The sequence below is a fragment of the Novipirellula caenicola genome (assembly GCF_039545035.1).
GTDB classification, from domain to species: Bacteria; Planctomycetota; Planctomycetia; order Pirellulales; family Pirellulaceae; genus Novipirellula; species Novipirellula caenicola.
In genome coordinates this window covers 184,075-202,171 of record NZ_BAABRO010000006.1, presented here as the reverse complement: position 1 = coordinate 202,171, position 18,097 = coordinate 184,075, and the positions used below count along the sequence as shown (strand labels likewise).

General features: G+C 55.1%; 12 protein-coding genes. 8 read left to right on the top strand and 4 right to left on the bottom strand.

Annotated elements, in window-relative coordinates:
• Window positions 1-6 precede the first annotated feature (6 nt).
• The 3 genes from ABEA92_RS14610 to ABEA92_RS14600 all read left to right on the top strand — a co-directional run bounded on the left by ABEA92_RS14610 (window position 7) and on the right by ABEA92_RS14600 (window position 4,673).
• Window positions 7-2,577 (top strand): tetratricopeptide repeat protein, encoded by a 2,571-nt coding sequence (locus tag ABEA92_RS14610; RefSeq protein ID WP_345684581.1) that lies wholly within the window; start codon window positions 7-9, stop codon window positions 2,575-2,577.
• Between the two features lie 586 nt (window positions 2,578-3,163).
• Complete coding sequence (locus ABEA92_RS14605; protein ID WP_345684580.1) at window positions 3,164-3,334, top strand: hypothetical protein; 171 nt, start codon at window positions 3,164-3,166, stop codon at window positions 3,332-3,334.
• A 115-nt stretch (window positions 3,335-3,449) separates the two neighbouring features.
• Window positions 3,450-4,673 carry a DUF1559 family PulG-like putative transporter gene (locus ABEA92_RS14600; RefSeq protein WP_345684579.1) on the top strand — a complete coding sequence of 408 codons (1,224 nt, stop codon included), beginning with the start codon at window positions 3,450-3,452 and terminating at the stop codon, window positions 4,671-4,673.
• A gap of 135 nt (window positions 4,674-4,808) precedes the next feature.
• On the opposite strand, the gene ABEA92_RS14595 is transcribed toward ABEA92_RS14600, so the two are convergent.
• Entirely contained in the window at window positions 4,809-7,121 is a 2,313-nt protein-coding gene (locus tag ABEA92_RS14595; RefSeq protein ID WP_345684671.1) for a mechanosensitive ion channel domain-containing protein, read from the bottom strand.
• A gap of 2,751 nt (window positions 7,122-9,872) precedes the next feature.
• Here ABEA92_RS14595 and ABEA92_RS14590 point away from each other — a divergent pair.
• From ABEA92_RS14590 to ABEA92_RS14575, 4 genes are all read left to right on the top strand, one after another.
• Window positions 9,873-10,358: a DUF4303 domain-containing protein gene (locus ABEA92_RS14590; RefSeq protein WP_345684578.1), complete on the top strand. Its 486-nt coding sequence runs from the start codon at window positions 9,873-9,875 to the stop codon at window positions 10,356-10,358.
• 148 nt (window positions 10,359-10,506) lie between these two features.
• On the top strand, window positions 10,507-10,917 hold the full coding sequence (locus ABEA92_RS14585) for a hypothetical protein (protein ID WP_345684577.1): 411 nt from the start codon (window positions 10,507-10,509) through the stop codon (window positions 10,915-10,917).
• 117 nt (window positions 10,918-11,034) lie between these two features.
• On the top strand, window positions 11,035-11,541 hold the full coding sequence (locus ABEA92_RS14580) for a DUF2314 domain-containing protein (protein WP_345684576.1): 507 nt from the start codon (window positions 11,035-11,037) through the stop codon (window positions 11,539-11,541).
• Window positions 11,542-11,869: 328 nt separating this feature from the next.
• Entirely contained in the window at window positions 11,870-12,733 is an 864-nt protein-coding gene (locus tag ABEA92_RS14575) for an endonuclease/exonuclease/phosphatase family protein (protein ID WP_345684575.1), read from the top strand.
• A 199-nt stretch (window positions 12,734-12,932) separates the two neighbouring features.
• Here the strand turns inward: ABEA92_RS14575 and ABEA92_RS14570 are convergent, their stop codons facing one another.
• Window positions 12,933-14,162, bottom strand: coding sequence for a pyrophosphate--fructose-6-phosphate 1-phosphotransferase (locus tag ABEA92_RS14570; RefSeq protein ID WP_345684574.1), 1,230 nt, complete (start codon window positions 14,160-14,162; stop codon window positions 12,933-12,935).
• 337 nt (window positions 14,163-14,499) lie between these two features.
• Here ABEA92_RS14570 and ABEA92_RS14565 point away from each other — a divergent pair, with 337 nt between their 5' ends.
• Complete coding sequence (locus tag ABEA92_RS14565) at window positions 14,500-14,859, top strand: hypothetical protein (RefSeq protein ID WP_345684573.1); 360 nt, start codon at window positions 14,500-14,502, stop codon at window positions 14,857-14,859.
• A gap of 242 nt (window positions 14,860-15,101) precedes the next feature.
• Here ABEA92_RS14565 and ABEA92_RS14560 read toward each other — a convergent pair whose 3' ends face one another.
• The gene (locus ABEA92_RS14560; protein WP_345684572.1) at window positions 15,102-16,547 is read right to left on the bottom strand and encodes a sulfatase family protein; all 1,446 of its coding nucleotides are present in this window, start codon (window positions 16,545-16,547) and stop codon (window positions 15,102-15,104) included.
• Between the two features lie 102 nt (window positions 16,548-16,649).
• A complete protein-coding gene (locus ABEA92_RS14555) occupies window positions 16,650-18,041 on the bottom strand; it encodes a DUF1501 domain-containing protein (protein ID WP_345684670.1) in 1,392 nt (463 codons plus the stop codon).
• Between the last annotated feature and the right edge of the window lie 56 nt (window positions 18,042-18,097).

The following is an 18,097-nucleotide window of genomic DNA, read 5'->3' as shown; positions in this document are numbered from 1 at the left end:
ACGATCATGAGTCGCAAAGCCGCTTGCCCGGTCTGTCTGAAACCCCATTCGCTCGACGACAATCAAGCGGCGTCGGTTATCCGCTGCGATTGTGGATCGACGCTGTTTATCTCGCCCAAGGGGCGACTTGTTGCAACGCTTCAGCAAGACGAACCGCCTGAGCCAACGGATGCCGCGGCGGGAACGTCCCCCGAGCAACCGATCGATCCAATCGCCGCCCTTGATCTTGCCGTCAAGTCATCGGCTGATGAAACGAAATCAGGCAAGAGCGAGTCGAAAAAAAACAAGTCCGCCAAGGGCAAGTCAGTAGGCAAATCATCAGCAGGCAAGTCTGAGAAGAAAGACAAAGCCGATGGAGATGCTGCTCCGCCGCATAAGAGACCCTGGCTAGCGATCATCGGCCTCGGCGGTGTCGCTGCGTTGTTGATCATCGCGGTGACCGCGTTTCTACTTCGCGACCGCGGCCAGTCGGAGCCTGCGAATCAGCGAAAGCAATCGGCGAAAACCGTATCGGCCGCAACCGGGCGAACCGTTCGCTTTAAACCGGGAACGTTTTCGCAGCAGCTGGCCAAGATACCGCTGCCCGAAACCGACGCACCGGTTGAATCGTCGACGGATCCGGCCGCGACACCACCGGCAAACCAAGCAACCGCAAACTCCAAAGCCGGCTCGTTGGATCAACAGTCCCCATTCGGTGGACCGACGGTCAAACGCACCGTCTCTCGCCCAGCAGCCATAAAACCGCGGCCGCGGATTCCGATTGTGCGGGTAGAAGAACACCGCAAGAACCTTGATGCTGCCTATGCAGACGCGTTTGAAAGCTACGAAGCATTCACCGCGCTCAGTGGCAACGACAAGAAAACGACGGGACCGCAAATGCAGGATTACCGCCGCACGCTTGGGGAGACCATCGATTTGACCCAGCATGCGTACGATTTGGCAATGCATCAGGGCGATCTACAAAAACGCAACGAACTGTGTTATTTGTTGGCCTACCTCTCGTTCACCGCCGGTCATGTGATCGAAGCAAGTCTGTATGGCGAATCGGTTGCCCGCCATGGCGATCCTGAAGAGAGCATGACTCGCGAAGCGGCATTGATTGCCTTGGGGGCGATCGATGAAGCAGCAGCGACCCAGTGGGGTGCTGCCGAGAACCCGGGTGAGCTGAATCAAATGAGACTGCTGGCCGAACTGTTCGAGAAAAGATGGCCGGACGATCCCCAGGTCGACGCGGTCTGGATGAATCTGGGGCAACGCTTTGACGCGTTTGGCCGACCGCTCGATGCAGCCGATGCGTACCTAAGCATCAAGAAAAAGTCAGAGCAGTACGACGAAGCGCAGATGGCCGCCGGCTTGGCGTACTGGAATCAATTTGTCGATGAAGCAAGCGAAGCGGCCCCCGATCCCGACGCGATGGTCAAACGACTGCAATCTGCTCGCGATTTGATGATCAGCGGAATACGATCGGCCGAGGAACGTAAACAGCCGCTGACGTCCCAGATACTGGATGCAAAATACAAGGTCGCTCTGATCTCCGCACGACTGGGCAACCCAGAAGCGGCGGTCACGTGGCTCGAGAAAACCAAAACGCCACTGATCGATTCGATCACGACGGGCAAAGGCAACAAAAAGAAGATGACCGTCACCGACGAGTTTGCTCAAAACGTCTTTCAATTGCTGTACCAAGCCAAGACGCGTTTGAATGATCTCGACGGAGCCAAACAGGCGCTCGAGCGACTTGGCAAGGTACTGGACTCGGACGCGGCCGATCGCCTGGACCGCATGTCGCTTGCTGTCGTGCAGCGTGAAATCGACCGCATGCTTGAAGCGGCGAAAGTCACGCCGGCGGACCTCAAGAAACTCGAGCAGACGATCGCGGCGATCGACGAAGACAGCGATGTGATGACCGCTTCGAACCAGCTATGGTTGGCCGAGTCGTGGGCCAAATTAGCTCCACGAGGGCAGACGCCAATGGTGGTGCGGCAGTGCTATGAAAATGCGGCATCGATCTACGACCGCACTCTGGCGCAACCAGACTTTCCGTCGGCCTCACGTACCGCCGCGCTGATACGACAAGCCGAACTGTTGCGATTGGCGGGCAAGATTCCCGACTCGTTACAGATCATGTCGCAGATTTTGTCGGAAGCCCCGGGAGCCATCGAGCTACAGATCCAAGCGGCAAAATCGCTGGAAACCATTGCGTTTCAGCAGCCGTCCGAGGCGAATCTGCGGGCTGCCATCTCAGGTCCCGCCCGCAACGATGGCGACACCGCTGCATCCTCGATTTGGGGCTGGGCCAAATTGACGAGCCAATTGCATCAAATTCGCTATTCCGACCGAGGCACCCCCAAACACGCCGAGCAGTTACTCGAAGCTCATCTCCATCTCGCACGCTGTCGTTGGTTACTGGCAGGAGTGACCAAAGATGACGCAGAGAGTGTTGGCTTGGTCAAGAAGACAAAAGTTCAATTATCACGCTTGCAATCCGATGTCTCGGGGCGAACAGACGAATCGATCGCGGTTTGGTCCGAGGCGATCGAGCGACTTCAAAAGCTACTCCATCCGTCAGCCACCTAGCGAGCTGCTGCGACCGGTAATCGAGGCCCCAATTTTCGCTCTGGCGGAATGCAAGCCCGGCCGCCGTCGGATCGACGAAGCTGAGTCACCACCTTCTGGCGAAGGTAGCAACTACGGGAAGCAGGTAGTGGACGAGGCAACGAGTCCGTGCGACTTAGTGACCCGACGGGACTCGTTGCCTCGTCCACTACAGAGAAACCACTCCACCCGCGTGATGTATCACAAAACTCGAATGACGAAGTCATTTCCGAACAGCACCTGAACTAGGTGGCAATCGCGACACACCCTCGATCAGGCCACCCGGAGACACTGTAGATCGTGGGGGTTGCCGAAGACCTACGCTTTTGTTGTATTGGCATGCGATATGCCGCAGGTGGCACCTGGCGGCACTCCAAGCCCCGCAATAAGCGTGGCCGCATGGTCCAGCGCCGGATTGCAAATGGGCTCCGCTCTGCACCGATCCACTGCAAACATGGGCGATGCAGGAGCGTGCTTTAATGCTTTCGCAATTTGGCGATCACCGCCACGGTTGCAAGCGAGGCCGATGCTGACCCCCGATTGTTCCAACGATTGAAAAGAGGTCGTCATGAAAACTTATCAATGGTGTTTTGTTTTGCTTCCTCTCTGCTTCCTGTCCCTTTCTGGATGCGGCGGCGAGAAAGAGAACAAGGTGATCGTGCAACCCGAGATGACCGAAGCGGAATACGAAGCGTACTCTGCAGAGCGTGAAGCGGCGAACGAGACGAGCCGCGAATAGGACTAACGCCGCCCACCGCGTCACCGCCCCGTCGGTGGCTCTCTCTCTTTTCGATCTGATTGAAAATCGGGCAACGCGATTCATTATCAGTCATTCTTTTCTGGAGAATTCAATCATGTTTCAAATGCATCAACGAGGTCCAAAACATCGACATCGTAATCCACACGGATTTACGTTGGTCGAGCTGCTGGTGGTCATTGCAATCATCGGCGTGCTTGTTGGGTTGCTGCTGCCGGCGGTTCAAGCGGCACGCGAGGCTGCACGCCGAATGAGCTGCAGCAACAACTTCAAACAGATCGGTCTCGGGCTGCACAACTATCACTCGGCGTACAAACAGCTGCCGATCCAAAACGGTGGCACGCTGGTTCCAGGCGGAGTGGACAATGCACTGCAGATGTCGATGCTAGTCGGATTGACTCCTTTCATCGAGCAACAAGCGATTTGGGAACAGCTCAGCAACCCGCTGAGCGAAAAGGCGAACGGATCGACGCAGAGTCCTCCCTATCCGCCCTTTGGACCTCCACACTGGACGGGTCAATACATTCCTTGGGTAACCGAAATTGCTACCTTGCGTTGTCCTAGTGATCCCGGTACTGGGTTGCCGGCTCACGGGCGTACAAACTATGCCGCGTGTATGGGCGATTCGATCGACTTCATGCGGCAAGGGCCTGTGCAAATCTCTGGGGGCGCGGTGAAAGATCCGCCTGCGGCTTGGGTTGCCGGTCGCGCTCGCGAAGCATGCCGTGGCGTGTTCGTCGCTCGCAAAGGCACCCGGTTCCGCGACATCCTAGATGGATTGTCGAACACGATTGCGGCAGGCGAAATTGCCACCGACATTGGCGATCGAGACAAACGAACGATCGCTTCGATCAACAATAAAACCGGAACCGTTCGCAAGACTCCGACAACGTGCGAATCCCAAGTTGATCCAGAGCGTCCGAATTTTTGGCGGACCGGGACTCCGCCGCAACTTGGCGCTGCCGCGACCGGTCGCGGATACCGTTGGGGCGCAGGGCCAACCCCGTGGACCATGTGCAATACGATCTTGCCCCCGAATCGCGAACTCTGTTTTGGTGGGAACTCGGCGGGCAGCCCGAATGATACCGATGGCGTGGCTCCGATGAGCAGTCGGCATCAAGGCGGCGTGCATGTTTTGATGGCCGACGGCGCGGTGGTTTTCGTTACTGATTCGATCGAAGCAGGCAATTCCAACCACGAAAACGTCTGGCGAAATGGATCCATTCCATCCGCAAAACCAGGCAACCCCAGCCCTTACGGATTGTGGGGAGCCTTGGGGACACGCGCATCGAGCGAAGTCATTGATTCCGAGTGGAATTAGAAGCTAGTCCGTCGGCAGGTAATACGGGACCGCATCCAATCCGATGCGGTCCGCCGACGGTCCGTTCGATACGTGACTGCGGATGGTTAAGCCAGCGTTCGCGGTTTTTGGCCCGCGGTGATTGTCCTACCGTGGTTATGCCGACCGCTTGCGAGTGCGGCTGACGCGTGACCGATGATGGCCACTGAGCATCTCTTCTTCGCTCGCTTCACGCATCGCAGGCTGCGTGGGCTGAGTCGCGACCAACAAATTTTTCTCGCGCAAGAACTGTTTGACGATTTTCAACAGCGAGTCACGGAAACGCGATGGATCTTGGCCTTCTTCGATCCACGCCCGAACTTCGATTCGCTGGGACGTTTTGCCAACGCATACCAGCGTCGCCTGCGGGGCTGGCGTCAACAAGACATCGGGTTGATCAATCACCAACTCTTGCAACGTTCGACAAATATCCGCCGGCCGTTCATCGCGATTGACCGCGACTTCGATGGGAATCACGTTCAAACGGCCGGCGCCCATCCAATTGACCACGTCCTCGCTGACAAAATTCTTGTTCGGGATGATCACCTCGCGGCCTTCGTCGTCCGAGAGCACCGTCGTGCGAAACTTCTGCGCCGCCACGCGTCCGGTGACGCGGCCAACGGTAACCAAATCACCAAGTCGTGCAGGTTTTTCGAACAACACGATCAGACCGCCAAACAGATTTCGCACCATGTCCTGCAGCCCAAACCCTAGACCGATCGTCAATCCGACCGCCAACCACTGAATCGTGTGCCAGCGAACGCCCACCCACTGGCTGGCGACCAAAACGCCAACGCCAAACAACAAACAGCGTCCGAGCACCAACGTGAAATGCTCCATCCCCTCGTCAAACGACACTCGCTGCAGCACCAAGGCGTCAAAGAGTGCCGGCAACAGCTTGGCCAACTGGAACGCGACAAACAAGGTCGCCGCGGCCAGCAGTAGATGCAGCGCCGTGATCGGCGTGCGTTCCACGACCGAGTTTGTCACCGTTTGCCCCGCGGCATCCAGCGACGATACCGTCACAGTGTCTTGCACCGTCCAAACGACGGGATTGCCCATGCGGACGTTTGGAAACAGATCAATCCAAAGCCAACCAAAACAGACAATCGCGCCGACGACCAGTGCGCATTGACAAAGGAACGCGAGATGATGTTTTAATTCCAAGAAATGTTCGCCCAACACCCCGCTGACCTGCGGTCCTGACGAATCTGCCGCCGGAACACGCCCGTATTCATCGTAGGATTTCGCTGATGTGGTTCCCGTCAACATTTGCCAAACATGAGCCGACGCAATTTTCACTGCCGACCACAATGTAGCCGCAATCATCACACTGACCAACGTAATGATCGCCCGCCGAACAAACTCGTTTGCGGTGTATCCGTAACCCAACGATGAAAGGACAATCATCGCGAGCGGGAATCCGATTCCCGCAAGGTAGATCACAAACCGAACGCGATGTATCACGCTGCCGCCGAATGTGGCGATAAAGGGTTCGAGAAAACCGCCGGTCGGACGCAGTGATAGATGGGCGGTCCAGGCGACCACGAGCATCGCCGCGATGAATCCGAACCGGGCGACCGAGTCACGCCACATCCCATGGTCCAGCAAACTCACCAGCGTCACGACGTAGGCGGCTAGAACCAAGCCGAAACCGATCAGAACCAAGTACGCGGTGGCACGTTCCCGATTGGGCAATTCAATGCCCACGTACTTGTCGATGTATCCATAGCTGCGAAGCAGTTGCCGTGGCACTTCGACCAACAACGCCACCAAGCTTGCGGCATAAAGCCCGCTGGATGTATGCAGCGTCAACTCAGAAACCACTCCGCTGCCCAACCAGCGAGCGACCACATACAACAACGCGGGGTAGGCGACAGCGACAAGCGTGGTGAGCACCCCGGTTGCCAATTTGCGTGCATCCTGCGTCGAGTCTCGCATCCGTTTACGACTGCCGATGTCGATCATCCAAGATTTCGTTCGCCATCTTGCAACCGAAATTGCGATGATCCAGGCCAACAGACCGATGCCGCCGACGGGGTTGGATTGCCATTTTTTTCCAATCGTTTCCCCCAGTTCGCTACTCCGGCGAAAATCGAACAACGCAGCCAAACCGTCTCCCAAATTTCGCACATCATCAAGACTTATCGGATCGTCGCTGCGAATCCATGTGACATGACGATCAATCAATTTGCGGTACTGGTTCATCAGCGTCACCGACTCGGTCGTCGTCGAATCGAGTTCGCCCAGTTTTCGTTGATAGTCTTGATAGCCCTGCGCAAGGACGCTCAGCCACTGCTGACGTTGCTGCAGTAGGTTCCTGATCTGCGAAGCGACCACCACGCTCTGTACACTGGATGGATCAAAGCCGGCTTCGGCCAAAACCGCATCCGTCTGCGTTTCGACATCACTGCCATCGTATTGAACCATCTCGAGTTCAAGCTGCTGCTGACGTGAGCGGCCGAGTTCCGCGGTAACAAACAACGTGACGGAATCGCTGACTTGCCATGTGTCGAGTTGCTCTTTTTTATGTCGCAGCAGCAATCCGACTGTCGGAGTCAATCCGTAGTGGTCAAGCTTGGTGCGAACATCCTGGTAATCTCGCGTCGTCGTGTTCAGTTTGCTGTCCAACGTGCTGACGCGATCCGACAACGACTGGTAGGCTTGGGCGAGCTGCGTCCACTGGTCAACAAAGTTTGCATTTTCTACGGCGATCTTCGCAGCAACATCCGGCAACGACTGAGCCATCCGGCGAAACTGAGCCGCGATGTCGCCAGCCGCTTGAATTTGCGACGGAGCGTATAACGAGACCGGCTCGATCTCGCGCCACCCCGTACTGCGTGCGGCGTCCGCGGGCCGCGGCGATTCGGAATTGAAGCCGCCGGAGCTTGAAGCCCCCAAACTCTGGCCCCCAGAGGTTTGGAAACGCGACGTTTGAGGGACTGAAGTTTGGATCCCAGGAGTTTGGGATTCCGTGCTGGCCAAACGCGTGACCGCGTCGCGTTGGTTGTTTAGATCGGTGCCGCGTGAACGCGGTTGCGGAGTCGTCGTCTCAAAGGCATTTTCAGAAACGCGGGGCCGCGGCGAACTCGCGTTGTTGGGCGAAACGACTCGTGAATTTTGGTTATCGACGCTCTGGGACGGTGCGGGATAGCTACCACTGGGGTACGTCACCGGATAACTCGACGCCGGATAACTGCTCGCGGGATAACTGGCCGTCGGATACGAATGCGACGAGGGATACGAGTGCGGATAGTGGATGTTTTGGGCAGCGGATTGGTTGCCCGAAAATGCTATCAACAGCATCGTCGCCACAAGCAATTTGAAGATGACGAATCGCGTGCCGAACATCATGATGGAACTGTTAGGAATAGAGGATCTCGAACGACCGCCGGCAAATAAAGCGGCATTGGCAGACTCGGAAAATGGCTGCGAAAACAGGAAACGCGACGAAATCATGCCTCCGCGCAGACGGTCATCCTTTGAAATACGCAAAAAGTTCGTTTCGCTACCACACCGATCGTGTTTCACGGGCAAAAAAGAGACGGTTTCCCGAAGAAAACTAGCATCGCAGATCGTCATCCGACGTTTGAGCACGCTGCAATTCAAGGCGTTCTCGTCACGCCGAGCGGTTTTGAGAATGCGGCGTGCAGCTGCTCGACGACGAAGATTGGTCGAAAAGGGGTCCGGACTCTTTTGCGTCCACAATACGACTGTTAGGCCGGGCAAATGCCTAGACTGATGCGTGCGGAGGAGAAAGTTTCCATTTACGATGCCTTGAATCGAGCCAATGGACGTTCGACCATCTTTCGCACGATCAGTAGACAGAAAAATAAGTGAGACAGAAAAACGAGACTGCCACGGCGGTTCTCCATTAGCCTTGAACGCACACGTCGTCTCCATGTCCTAACCATTTATTTTTTAACCTTTCATTGCACCCCAGCCACGCGGTATTGCATTGGCGAAAGCAACACCTGCCGTCGCTTCGCGACTATCGCGCTTCCTATGATGTCCGCGTACCACGGACTCACGTCCGTGGCTGTCGCGTTTCGTCGCGTTGCGACTGGGGGCATGTTGAAGCAGTCTCGCAAGATCGCATCTCCCATCGTCCTGCTTTTCAATCTTTCTGTCGCACCAATCTTTCTGTCTTCACATACGTTGTGAGCAACATGGAGCACACTGGAACATACCGGTCTCCGAATCCACGGATCGACGCAATGGACGAGGTCTCTTGAAAAACTCGTTTGGTCATCACTCGTACGATCATCACTCGCACGATCGATAGACAGAAAAATTGGTGCGACAGAAAAATGAGACTGCCATGGCGATTCGCCCTTGGGTTTGAACGCCTGCGTCGTCTCCATGTTCTAACCATTTATTTTTTAACCTTTCATTGCACCCCAGCTACGCGGTATTGCATTAGGGAAAGCAACACCTGCCGTCGCTTCGCGACTATCGCTCTTCCTATGATGTCCGCGTACCACGGACTCACGTCTGTGGCTGTCGCATTTCGTCGCGTTGCGACTGGAGGCATATTGAAGCAGTCTCGCAAGATCGCATCGCCCATCGTCCTGCTTTTCAATCTTTCTGTCGCACCAATCTTCCTGTCCTCACACGCGGTGTGAGCAACATGGAGCACACTGGAACATACCGGTCTCCGAATCCACGGATCGATGCGGTGTACGAGACTCTCGAAGAACTCGGTCGGTCATCACTCGTACGATCGATAGACAGAAAAATGAGACTGCCATGGCGATTCGCCATTGGCCTTGAACGCACGCGTCGTCCTTTTTTTATCCTTTCGCCAAATTTCGGGGCGGCGTCCGACTGCAATGGAACAACAACCTCGCATGAGCCCTACGCCGAATTCTTGTGAAACGCGGCTAGGGAAACCGGTGGCCGCCCGGCAACTAAAAACCGGTGCTTCAACCGAAGTCAACTCGGTTTCGGCGTCCAATGCCGCCCACGGTTCGGTCGTCGGATTTTCATTTGGTATACTGATCTCCAAGCTAAAGGCCTGAACTTAATCCAAGATCATGCCGATGCTGGGCGTACTGCACGAGAGGAGCGGAGCAGCGTTGTCTAGTCTGCTTGTATGTTGTCCGCGGGTTTCCCTCGGTCACTGCCGGTCCCCAAGTGACAGCAGCGTTTCTCCACTCATTTCGGCCTACAAACAATTCCATGCCTGACCTGCTTTCCCAATTCAAGACAGCGCTCAAAGCGGCAACCGCTTCGCACTACAAACGCTTGGTCGCCAACGTTGCGGACCTCTATGGATATTCGCTTTTCTCTGACGATGGATTGTCGAGTATCGGACCGGTTGCCAATCGCGAGAGCGCTCTTAAAAAACCCAAGTCCGATCCGATGTACAACTATTACCGGTACCTCGCGGTCGAATGGAGCGACTGGAATGACTTCGGGATGTTCGATGACGTCAATGCGATCCTCAAAAAGATACACGAAGAATCGCCGACTGAACTTGAACGTGTTTTGCCGACCTGCCTTGACGTTCTCGCCGAACTGGATGACGAAGGCGTGTTCGGCCAACGAACGGATGACCGATTCATCGTGATATGCCTCTCCGACTCCGATAACGTGATTATGATGGAATCCGCAAAGCGACTTAACACGGAAACGGCATTCGCTGAATACGCTGGCGAATTCTAAACGCAACAAAACCGAGTTGTTAAACCGCGCACTGCCGCCGTTATCGGTTTTAATTGTGAATCGTCCGCGACCGCCTGGAATCCTGGTCGTTTGTCTGAACTCATTTGGGCTCGTATCAATGAAACGTTTTCGCTTCACAATTTCAACGATGCTGATGCTTGTTGCCGTTACAGCATTGAGCATCGCCTTGGTGCAATCGCGGTTGCAAGTCACTCGTCTGGAGAACGAACTCAATTCGCTCACTCCTTTGCGGGAACTCGACATTGCTGCACAGGTCGAGAAAGCGACGGCCGAGATCGGCATTCCGGCAACCGTGGAAAAATTGGCTTACAATCCGTCCGGTCCAACGTATCTGGTGTCATACGCCTACCACGCCCCTGACACAGGAGCGAGACAGACGTCGACCTTCCTCCTTACACATCGAGGCGACGGAGAGTATTCCGGCCATCTGCGTACGGGCCCCTACCTCCGCCAAGAGCCTGATCAGAGAGGTGAGCGTGGCACTCCAGTGACCATTTGGGACCGCGAAATCACCAATGCGTTAAATCCAGGCGACTAAGCAAAGCGTAGAGCGAGAAATAGCGAAATCTTGTCGATCGAGCGATTGTTGGCTTCGAGCGTTTAGCTCGGTGGTCGAGCGGACCGGTTATCGCCACTGGTCACGGTGGACGAGAACATGAACGACAATGACCCTACCGAGCCGTTATTTGCTAATCTCGACGATGACGATCCGGCACTGCGTAACGCTGTGTCTGCCGCCAAGCGCACGCTGCCGCAGTTTGTGGACGCGTTCGCCAGGAAACGATTCCCATCGGCAGGCTACTTGGTCAAAGTCCCGTTTCAGGATCGAGATGATCGAGGAGAACGGGCACTCGTTCGCACACCGGAGGTTGCCGCAGAGTTCCCAGACCTGCGAGTATGCCGACTTTGGCTTGCCGTGAACTCGGCTTTGGAAGACCTTCTATTTTGTTCGGTGCTTGAATCGCCAGCCAAATTGCGATTGAAGACGGGAGCCAGTTTCGTGGTTGATATGTCGCTAGTCGAAGATTGGATGATCCATTGTGGTGAAGTCGTCTATGGCGGTTTCAGCATGCAGGTCATCCGAAACCGGTTACCTGAACCGGATCGCCACCGATTTGACCAACACACTGGAATCCGCGAATTCAAGCAACTGGCGCATTAACACTTCAACGCACGCGAGAGAGGTGTTGTAAAGACGTCCCCGCAACCGCGTCTGCCGCGAGATTGTTGACGCCACTACCGTGGCATTTGTGCCTTGGTCATTGGCGTCGATTAGCGTGATTCGCGGGCGAGGGTTTAGAAACGGTATCAGGCGGGGCTAAAATCTTGCCGCATCACGCTAAGGGAAACCAGTAGCAAACAGAAAACTCAAAGCTTAACTTAAAACATAGCAACCTCGGTCCATTCACCCGAAACTGCTGATTGCACGCTTTTCCAGATCATCGCTTTCATGCGACGACTCGGTTACCGCCCTCGTTCGTCAAGGCAAAATGAAGACATTCGCATCATCGCTAGTCCTCGCGCTGGCACTTGCTTCGAATGCATGTGCTGATTCAATCCGTATTGCGACGTACAACCTGAATTGGGGCAACCGACGCGGCGACCAAGTGCTCGACGCCATCACGAAGGCGGCCCCCGATGTCATTTGCTTCCAAGAAACCACCGTTCAATCGGAACGGTTTCTCCGCGAACGGCTTGCCACGACTTATCCGCACTTTCACTCAATCGGACACAACGGACGTTATGCTGCCGAACGATTTACGGTCGCCTCGAAAATCGATCTGGCGGAGCTCGAATTTGCACCACCTACCGCTGGCCTTTTCGGCTTCTATTCCGCAACGGTAAATTTCTCCGGCACACGCATACGCCTGATCAATGTCCATTTGACGCCATTTCATTTTCAACGCGGCGGTGGAATTCAGGATGCGATGACGGCGCTTTCGACGACCGAAGACAAGCACGTAGTCGAGATGAATGCAATCGTTGACGCCATAGACATTCAACAGCCGACGATTGTTGTTGGGGACTTCAACAGCATATCAACATTTCATGCACCGAAACGCCTTGCTGAGCTTGGCTTGATTGATGCGTACGCCTCGATTCACGACGACGCTGACGCTCATCCCACATGGCACTGGCCCACCCGAACGTTGCCTCTCGCGCTCCGGATCGACTACATTTTTCATACTCCGCACTTTACCGCCACAGGTGCCGAGATTATTCGCCGAATTGGGTCTGACCATTCGTTGGTGGTGGCCACGCTCAAATTCGGTTCACCCCCGGAGGCCCCCGAGTCGTCGAACGAGGTTTTTTCGACAATGAAGAATCGTTCGCACCGACTGGGCGATCGATAGCGTTGTTCAAAAGGGCTTGCTGCCATCACCGTGAACAAACGCCGATGCAACCTCGGATTCTCATCCGAGCTTTCTGCATTTCGTCACGATGCGGCTGTGCGATGGCGGCTTGTTTCACTTGGGTCGGCGAGGAATCCTCGATCGATCTCGGTGACAAACCGCCTTGATCTTACGTGCGAAGTTGTCCCTACCAGCGGGTTTACGCGTGCTGGGTTTCGACCACATCGCCCTTGGGCTGCTTGATCTCGCGAAGCAGGTTTCCGAACCAAGTCGAACCGATATCAAATGGTTTCCCTCCTTTGATTCGCTCGAACTCGATCGCTCGCAATTCATCGCCGCGTTCTTCGTCTTGTCCGACCACGCCGCTGTCACCAGCCAATGCACAGTCGACGGCTTTGTTGGCACAACGCGCGATCAATTCAATGTCTTGCTCGTTTGCTCGCGCGGCTCGACTGTAGTAACCACTCTTTTGCACCAATACCTTTTCGGCCCCGATCATCTTGGCGAACTGTTCACCAAACCATTTACCAGGGTTCACGGCATCCAGTTTGTAGTGACCAAAGGCATCCTTGGGTACTTCTTCGCCACGAGACTCCATTTCTTGCACGATCGAATCGACGCCGGCACCTTCGGAAATGAAGATGTTGACGCAATCGATCTCGTCCAAGATCGCGCGTAACCGATCCGCTTCCTGCTGAAGCTCGAAATGCATTTCGGGAATGTAAACGCCGTGCACCTCTTTGCGTTCACGGCTGAGTCCGGTTTCGGGCAAGAACTTTAGTTCGTCGAGGCGTTCGCGATACTTGTTCGCCGTCGCCGCAGTCAACCAGCCGCAGTTACGCCCCATCACTTCGTGCACGATCAACATGCGGGGGTTGGCGTTGTGTTCAGCAACGACGTTCTCGAAGAAACGAGCGCCTTGTTCGGCCGCCGTCCAGGCTCCCAAACTTTGCTTGATCGGGATGACGTCGTTGTCGATGGTCTTGGGCAATCCAACGACGGTCAGGTCATAGTCGTTTTTAGCAAGGAACGCTGCCAAGTCGGCTGCGGTGGTATTGGTGTCGTCCCCGCCAATCGTATGCAACACATCGACGCAATCGGTTTTCAGTTGTTCGGCCGCGACATGCAGTGGATCCTGGCCCTCTTTGACCAAGCCACGTTTGACACAATCAGCCACATTGGTCAGCTTCACCCGGCTGTTGCCGATCGGACTGCCACCGTGTTGATGCAAGACCTTGGCATTTTCGCGAACGGTCGGCGTGACCAGAAAGCTGTCGCCTAACAAAAGTCCCTTGTAACCGGATCGGTAACAAAGGATTTCAACTTCAGGTGCCTTCTCTGTATAGGATTCGATGAGTGCACCGATGGCCGAAGACAGGCACGGGGCCAATCCTCCGGCGGTAAGGATTCCGACTCGCTTGACCGACATGATTTTGGATCCCTGAAAAGGCTGTGTTTGAACGAAGTGGTTTCGAAGAGCATCACAAAGTCGGCGACGCCGGATGCAATGCAAATCAACCTAGCCCTCCTTTGTAGAAAATCGTCGTCGAGGGGACAATCGGGGCGAATTATTGCCAGCCGCGACGCTCGATCCCCGTTAGGGGGCCACAAAGATCCGAAGCGTTGCTGTGGGGGTAAAGTATTTTCCAAAATCGCTAGCCCAAACAGGGTAAATGCTATTTCTCACTTAATCTGGAATCTGATATTTCACTCTGCACAGGCACTTTCGCCTAAGAATTTCGTCAAGTTTCAAGTAGGAAACAAAAATGTCGAAGAACACCGCAGCCACCAAAACCACCTCGGCCGCTAAGAAGACTCCCGCTAAGAAGACTCCGGTAGCCAAGGCACCTGTCGCTAAGACACCATCGGTTGCAAAAACGCCCGCCACGAGCAAGACTCCTTCGGTTGCACAGGTCACCGCTGTTGCAGTGACTCCGTCGACCGAAAAGAAAACTTCGGTTGCCAAAAAGTCGCCGGTTGCCAAGAAGAGCCCGGTTGCGAAAGCAACAACCGCCGCAAAGAAACCTGCTGCCGCAAAGAAACCTGCTGCAGTGAAGCCTGTTGCTGAAAAAGCAGCGAAGGTCGCTAAAAACAGCACTCCCAAAGTGACTCGCAAAGCGGCCTAAGCACGCGTGCTGATAAAACGCCAGCTGCCACCGCGCTGGCGTTTCTGATTTCCATACACCATCGTCACGCACCAATGCGTCGCGATGGTGTTTTCGTTTGACGAGAAAAACTCGCCCCCAGCCCGTTGGTCTGGGCCGAGGCCGACTTCCGATAGTTTACCCCACATTACAAAGCTCGCATCGCAGGTTTGGATCGTGACACCGGCCGAAACTCTTGACGAGTTCCGCTACGAATGTATTCGTTACGGAAGCTGGAGTGGGCCGGGGTGATTGATGTTCGTGGCTCCCGAGGATTCTCCGGGCATCTCGCCGTACTGGAACGCCTTGCGATCTTTCTTTGGTGATCCTGGCGGTGCATCACGATCGGGGGTGGGGTTCTCGGGGATCGTATCGCCGGTCTGCTCGGTCCACTTCGTTAACAACCCACGTGCTTTCTCCAGAACTTGTTGCGTCTCGGGATTTGCGGCAAGATTCTTCAACTGATGGACGTCTTTGCCCACATGGTAAAGCTCTTCGGCCGGACACGGGTTCAAGAACACGTTCTGCTGCGGATCGCTCAATTGATTGGCCTCTTTGGCTGCCCACAAATCCTCGCCAGCGCCCCCCAAATAAGCTTCGACACAAAGGTTGGCTTGGTCGGGGAAATTGTTGCGAATGTACAACCAGTCACCGAAACGAACGAGTCGTTCGTGATTGCGGTAAACATGCCAATTGTGTTCCGCAAAGACAACGTCGCGGACGCTCGCCGATGCATCTTTTAGAATCGGAGCGAAACTAACGCCTTGAATCCGTTCGTCCTTTTCAACTCTGGCCAGATCCAGCACGGTTGCCGCAATGTCGATTGAACTGACGAAGCTATCGGTGACGCCGTTTTTCACCGAGTTTGGGTAATGCACGACGAACGGGGTTTTGATGCCGCTGTCGTACAACCGTGTTTTGCAACGCGGAAAGGGACGTCCGTTGTCGGCCATCACGATCACCAACGTGTCATCAAACACCTGTTGACGTTTCAGCTCGGCAACGACTTGACCGACGTAGTGGTCAAAACGGCTAACTTCGTGGTAATAGCTGGCCAGGTCCTCACGCGTCTTCTCGCTATCGACCAAATAGGGTGGCACGACCACGTCCGCAGGATCGTACTTTGGCGCGTCATCATTGATCGCCCAATCGCGATGCGCATCAGTCGACGCATACCAACAGAAGAACGGTTTGTCCTGAGGTCGTTTTTCGAGGATCTGTACCCAGTCTTCTTCTTTGCCGGGTCCTTTACCTTTGGAAATCTTACTAAACGCGACATTAGCATTTTTGCCCATGTGGTGTTTGCCCGACAACACCGTGTAATAGCCAGCGTCTTTTAGCAACTGCGGAAACAACACCGATCCAGCCGGCAGTTCGGTATGCAACTCGGGTGCACCGGTATTATGCGGATAGCGGCCGGTAATGATGCTGCAGCGACTCGGACTGCAGCTGCTTGTTGTCAGATAAGCATTGTCAAAACGCAGCCCGCCGGACGCCAACGCATCAATATGCGGAGTTTGAATCGTTGGATGCCCATAGCAGCCGAGATCTTCCTGAGAGATATCATCGGCCAAAAACAAGACGACATTCGGGCGGTCTGCGGCAGGGGACGATGATCCGATCGCCGCAAAGCATAACGTGACGACAAAAATAAACAGGGTGTTTCTCATAGAGCCATACAATTGGGAGGTGGGGAGAGGCAGGTGTTGGATCCGATACGGATCGCCTCCCAATTGTAATGTGAAACCACGCCGGTCGTGCACCCAAGCGTTTTAAGCGATAACGTCGTGGATCACATGGCCTTTGACATCGGTCAATCGCATGTCGCGACCGCCAAAACGGAAAGTGCTGCGAGTATGATCGACTCCCATTAAATGCAACATCGTGGCATGCAGATCATGAATCTCGGCTCGGTTCTCGATCGCCTTGTATCCCCATTCGTCCGTCGCCCCGTAGACGATGCCCGGTTTCACTCCGCCTCCGGCCATCCAAACGGTGAAGCCAAATTGATTGTGATCGCGACCATTGGCACCTTGTGCAAACGGAGTTCGTCCGAATTCCCCCGCCCACACCACCAACGTCTCATCGAGCATCCCACGCTGGCGAAGGTCTTTTAGTAAAGCGGCGATTGGTTGGTCGACGGCGCGAGCATTGTTTTCGTGCCCCGCCTTCAGGTTCGAGTGCTGGTCCCAGCGATCGCCTCCGACTTTGGGGCAAGTCAACTCGATAAATCTCACCCCACTTTCGATCATACGTCGAGCGATCAAACACTGAGCCGCATAGGTTCGCGTTGGCTCGTATTCCGATTCCATACCGTACATCTGCTGGATCCAAGCCGGTTCGTCCTTAAGCGACATCACCTCGGGTACGGCCATCTGCATCGCATAAGCGAGTTCATAGTTTTGAATCGCCGATTCGAGACTGTCATGCTGCCCAAAATTCTGCTTGGCAAAGCCGTCCAATTGGCGAACGAAGTCTAATTTTTCACGTTGTCGTTTGTCGCTCGGTTCGGTGCGTAGGATGTTCGCCACGCCCGACCCCGATGGTTTGAACACCGAGCCTTGGTAGGTGGCGGGCAGAAATCCGCTACCAAAACAATCGAGTCCGCCGGGCGGAATCAGCCCGCCATTGATGACCACAAATCCGGGCAAATTCTGGGACTCGCTGCCCAATCCATAATTCACCCAAGCGCCCATGCTCGGTCGCCCCTGCAACCCGCTGCCGGTATGCAGAAAGTAATTTGCAAACGTATGCTCAGGAAACTCTGATACCATCGACCGCATCACCGCCAACTCGTCGACACACGTTGCCACGTGCGGAAACAAGTCGCTGACCGGGATACCAGATTCGCCGTACTGCTTGAACTTCCACGGGCTCGCCAAGACGTTGCCGTTGTTATTGAACTGAGTCGGCTCGACGCTAAACAGTTTGCCGGGATCTTGCCCATCGTATTTGTCTAGCATTGGCTTCGGATCGAAGGTATCGATCTGTGAAGGGCCGCCGTCCATGTACAAGAAGATCACATTTTTGGCACGAACTTGATGATGCGGACCGTGTCCAGCGAAGCCGAGATCGGGCGAGGTTCCGCTGACGGCAAACGCGTTGTCTTGCCCTAGTGCGGCGAGAGCCAAGGCAGCAAAACCGCTGCCACACCGCGTCAACATCTCGCGTCGCGAAGTGGGGCCCGATCGATAACGTTCGCAGGGATAGGTGAAATGAT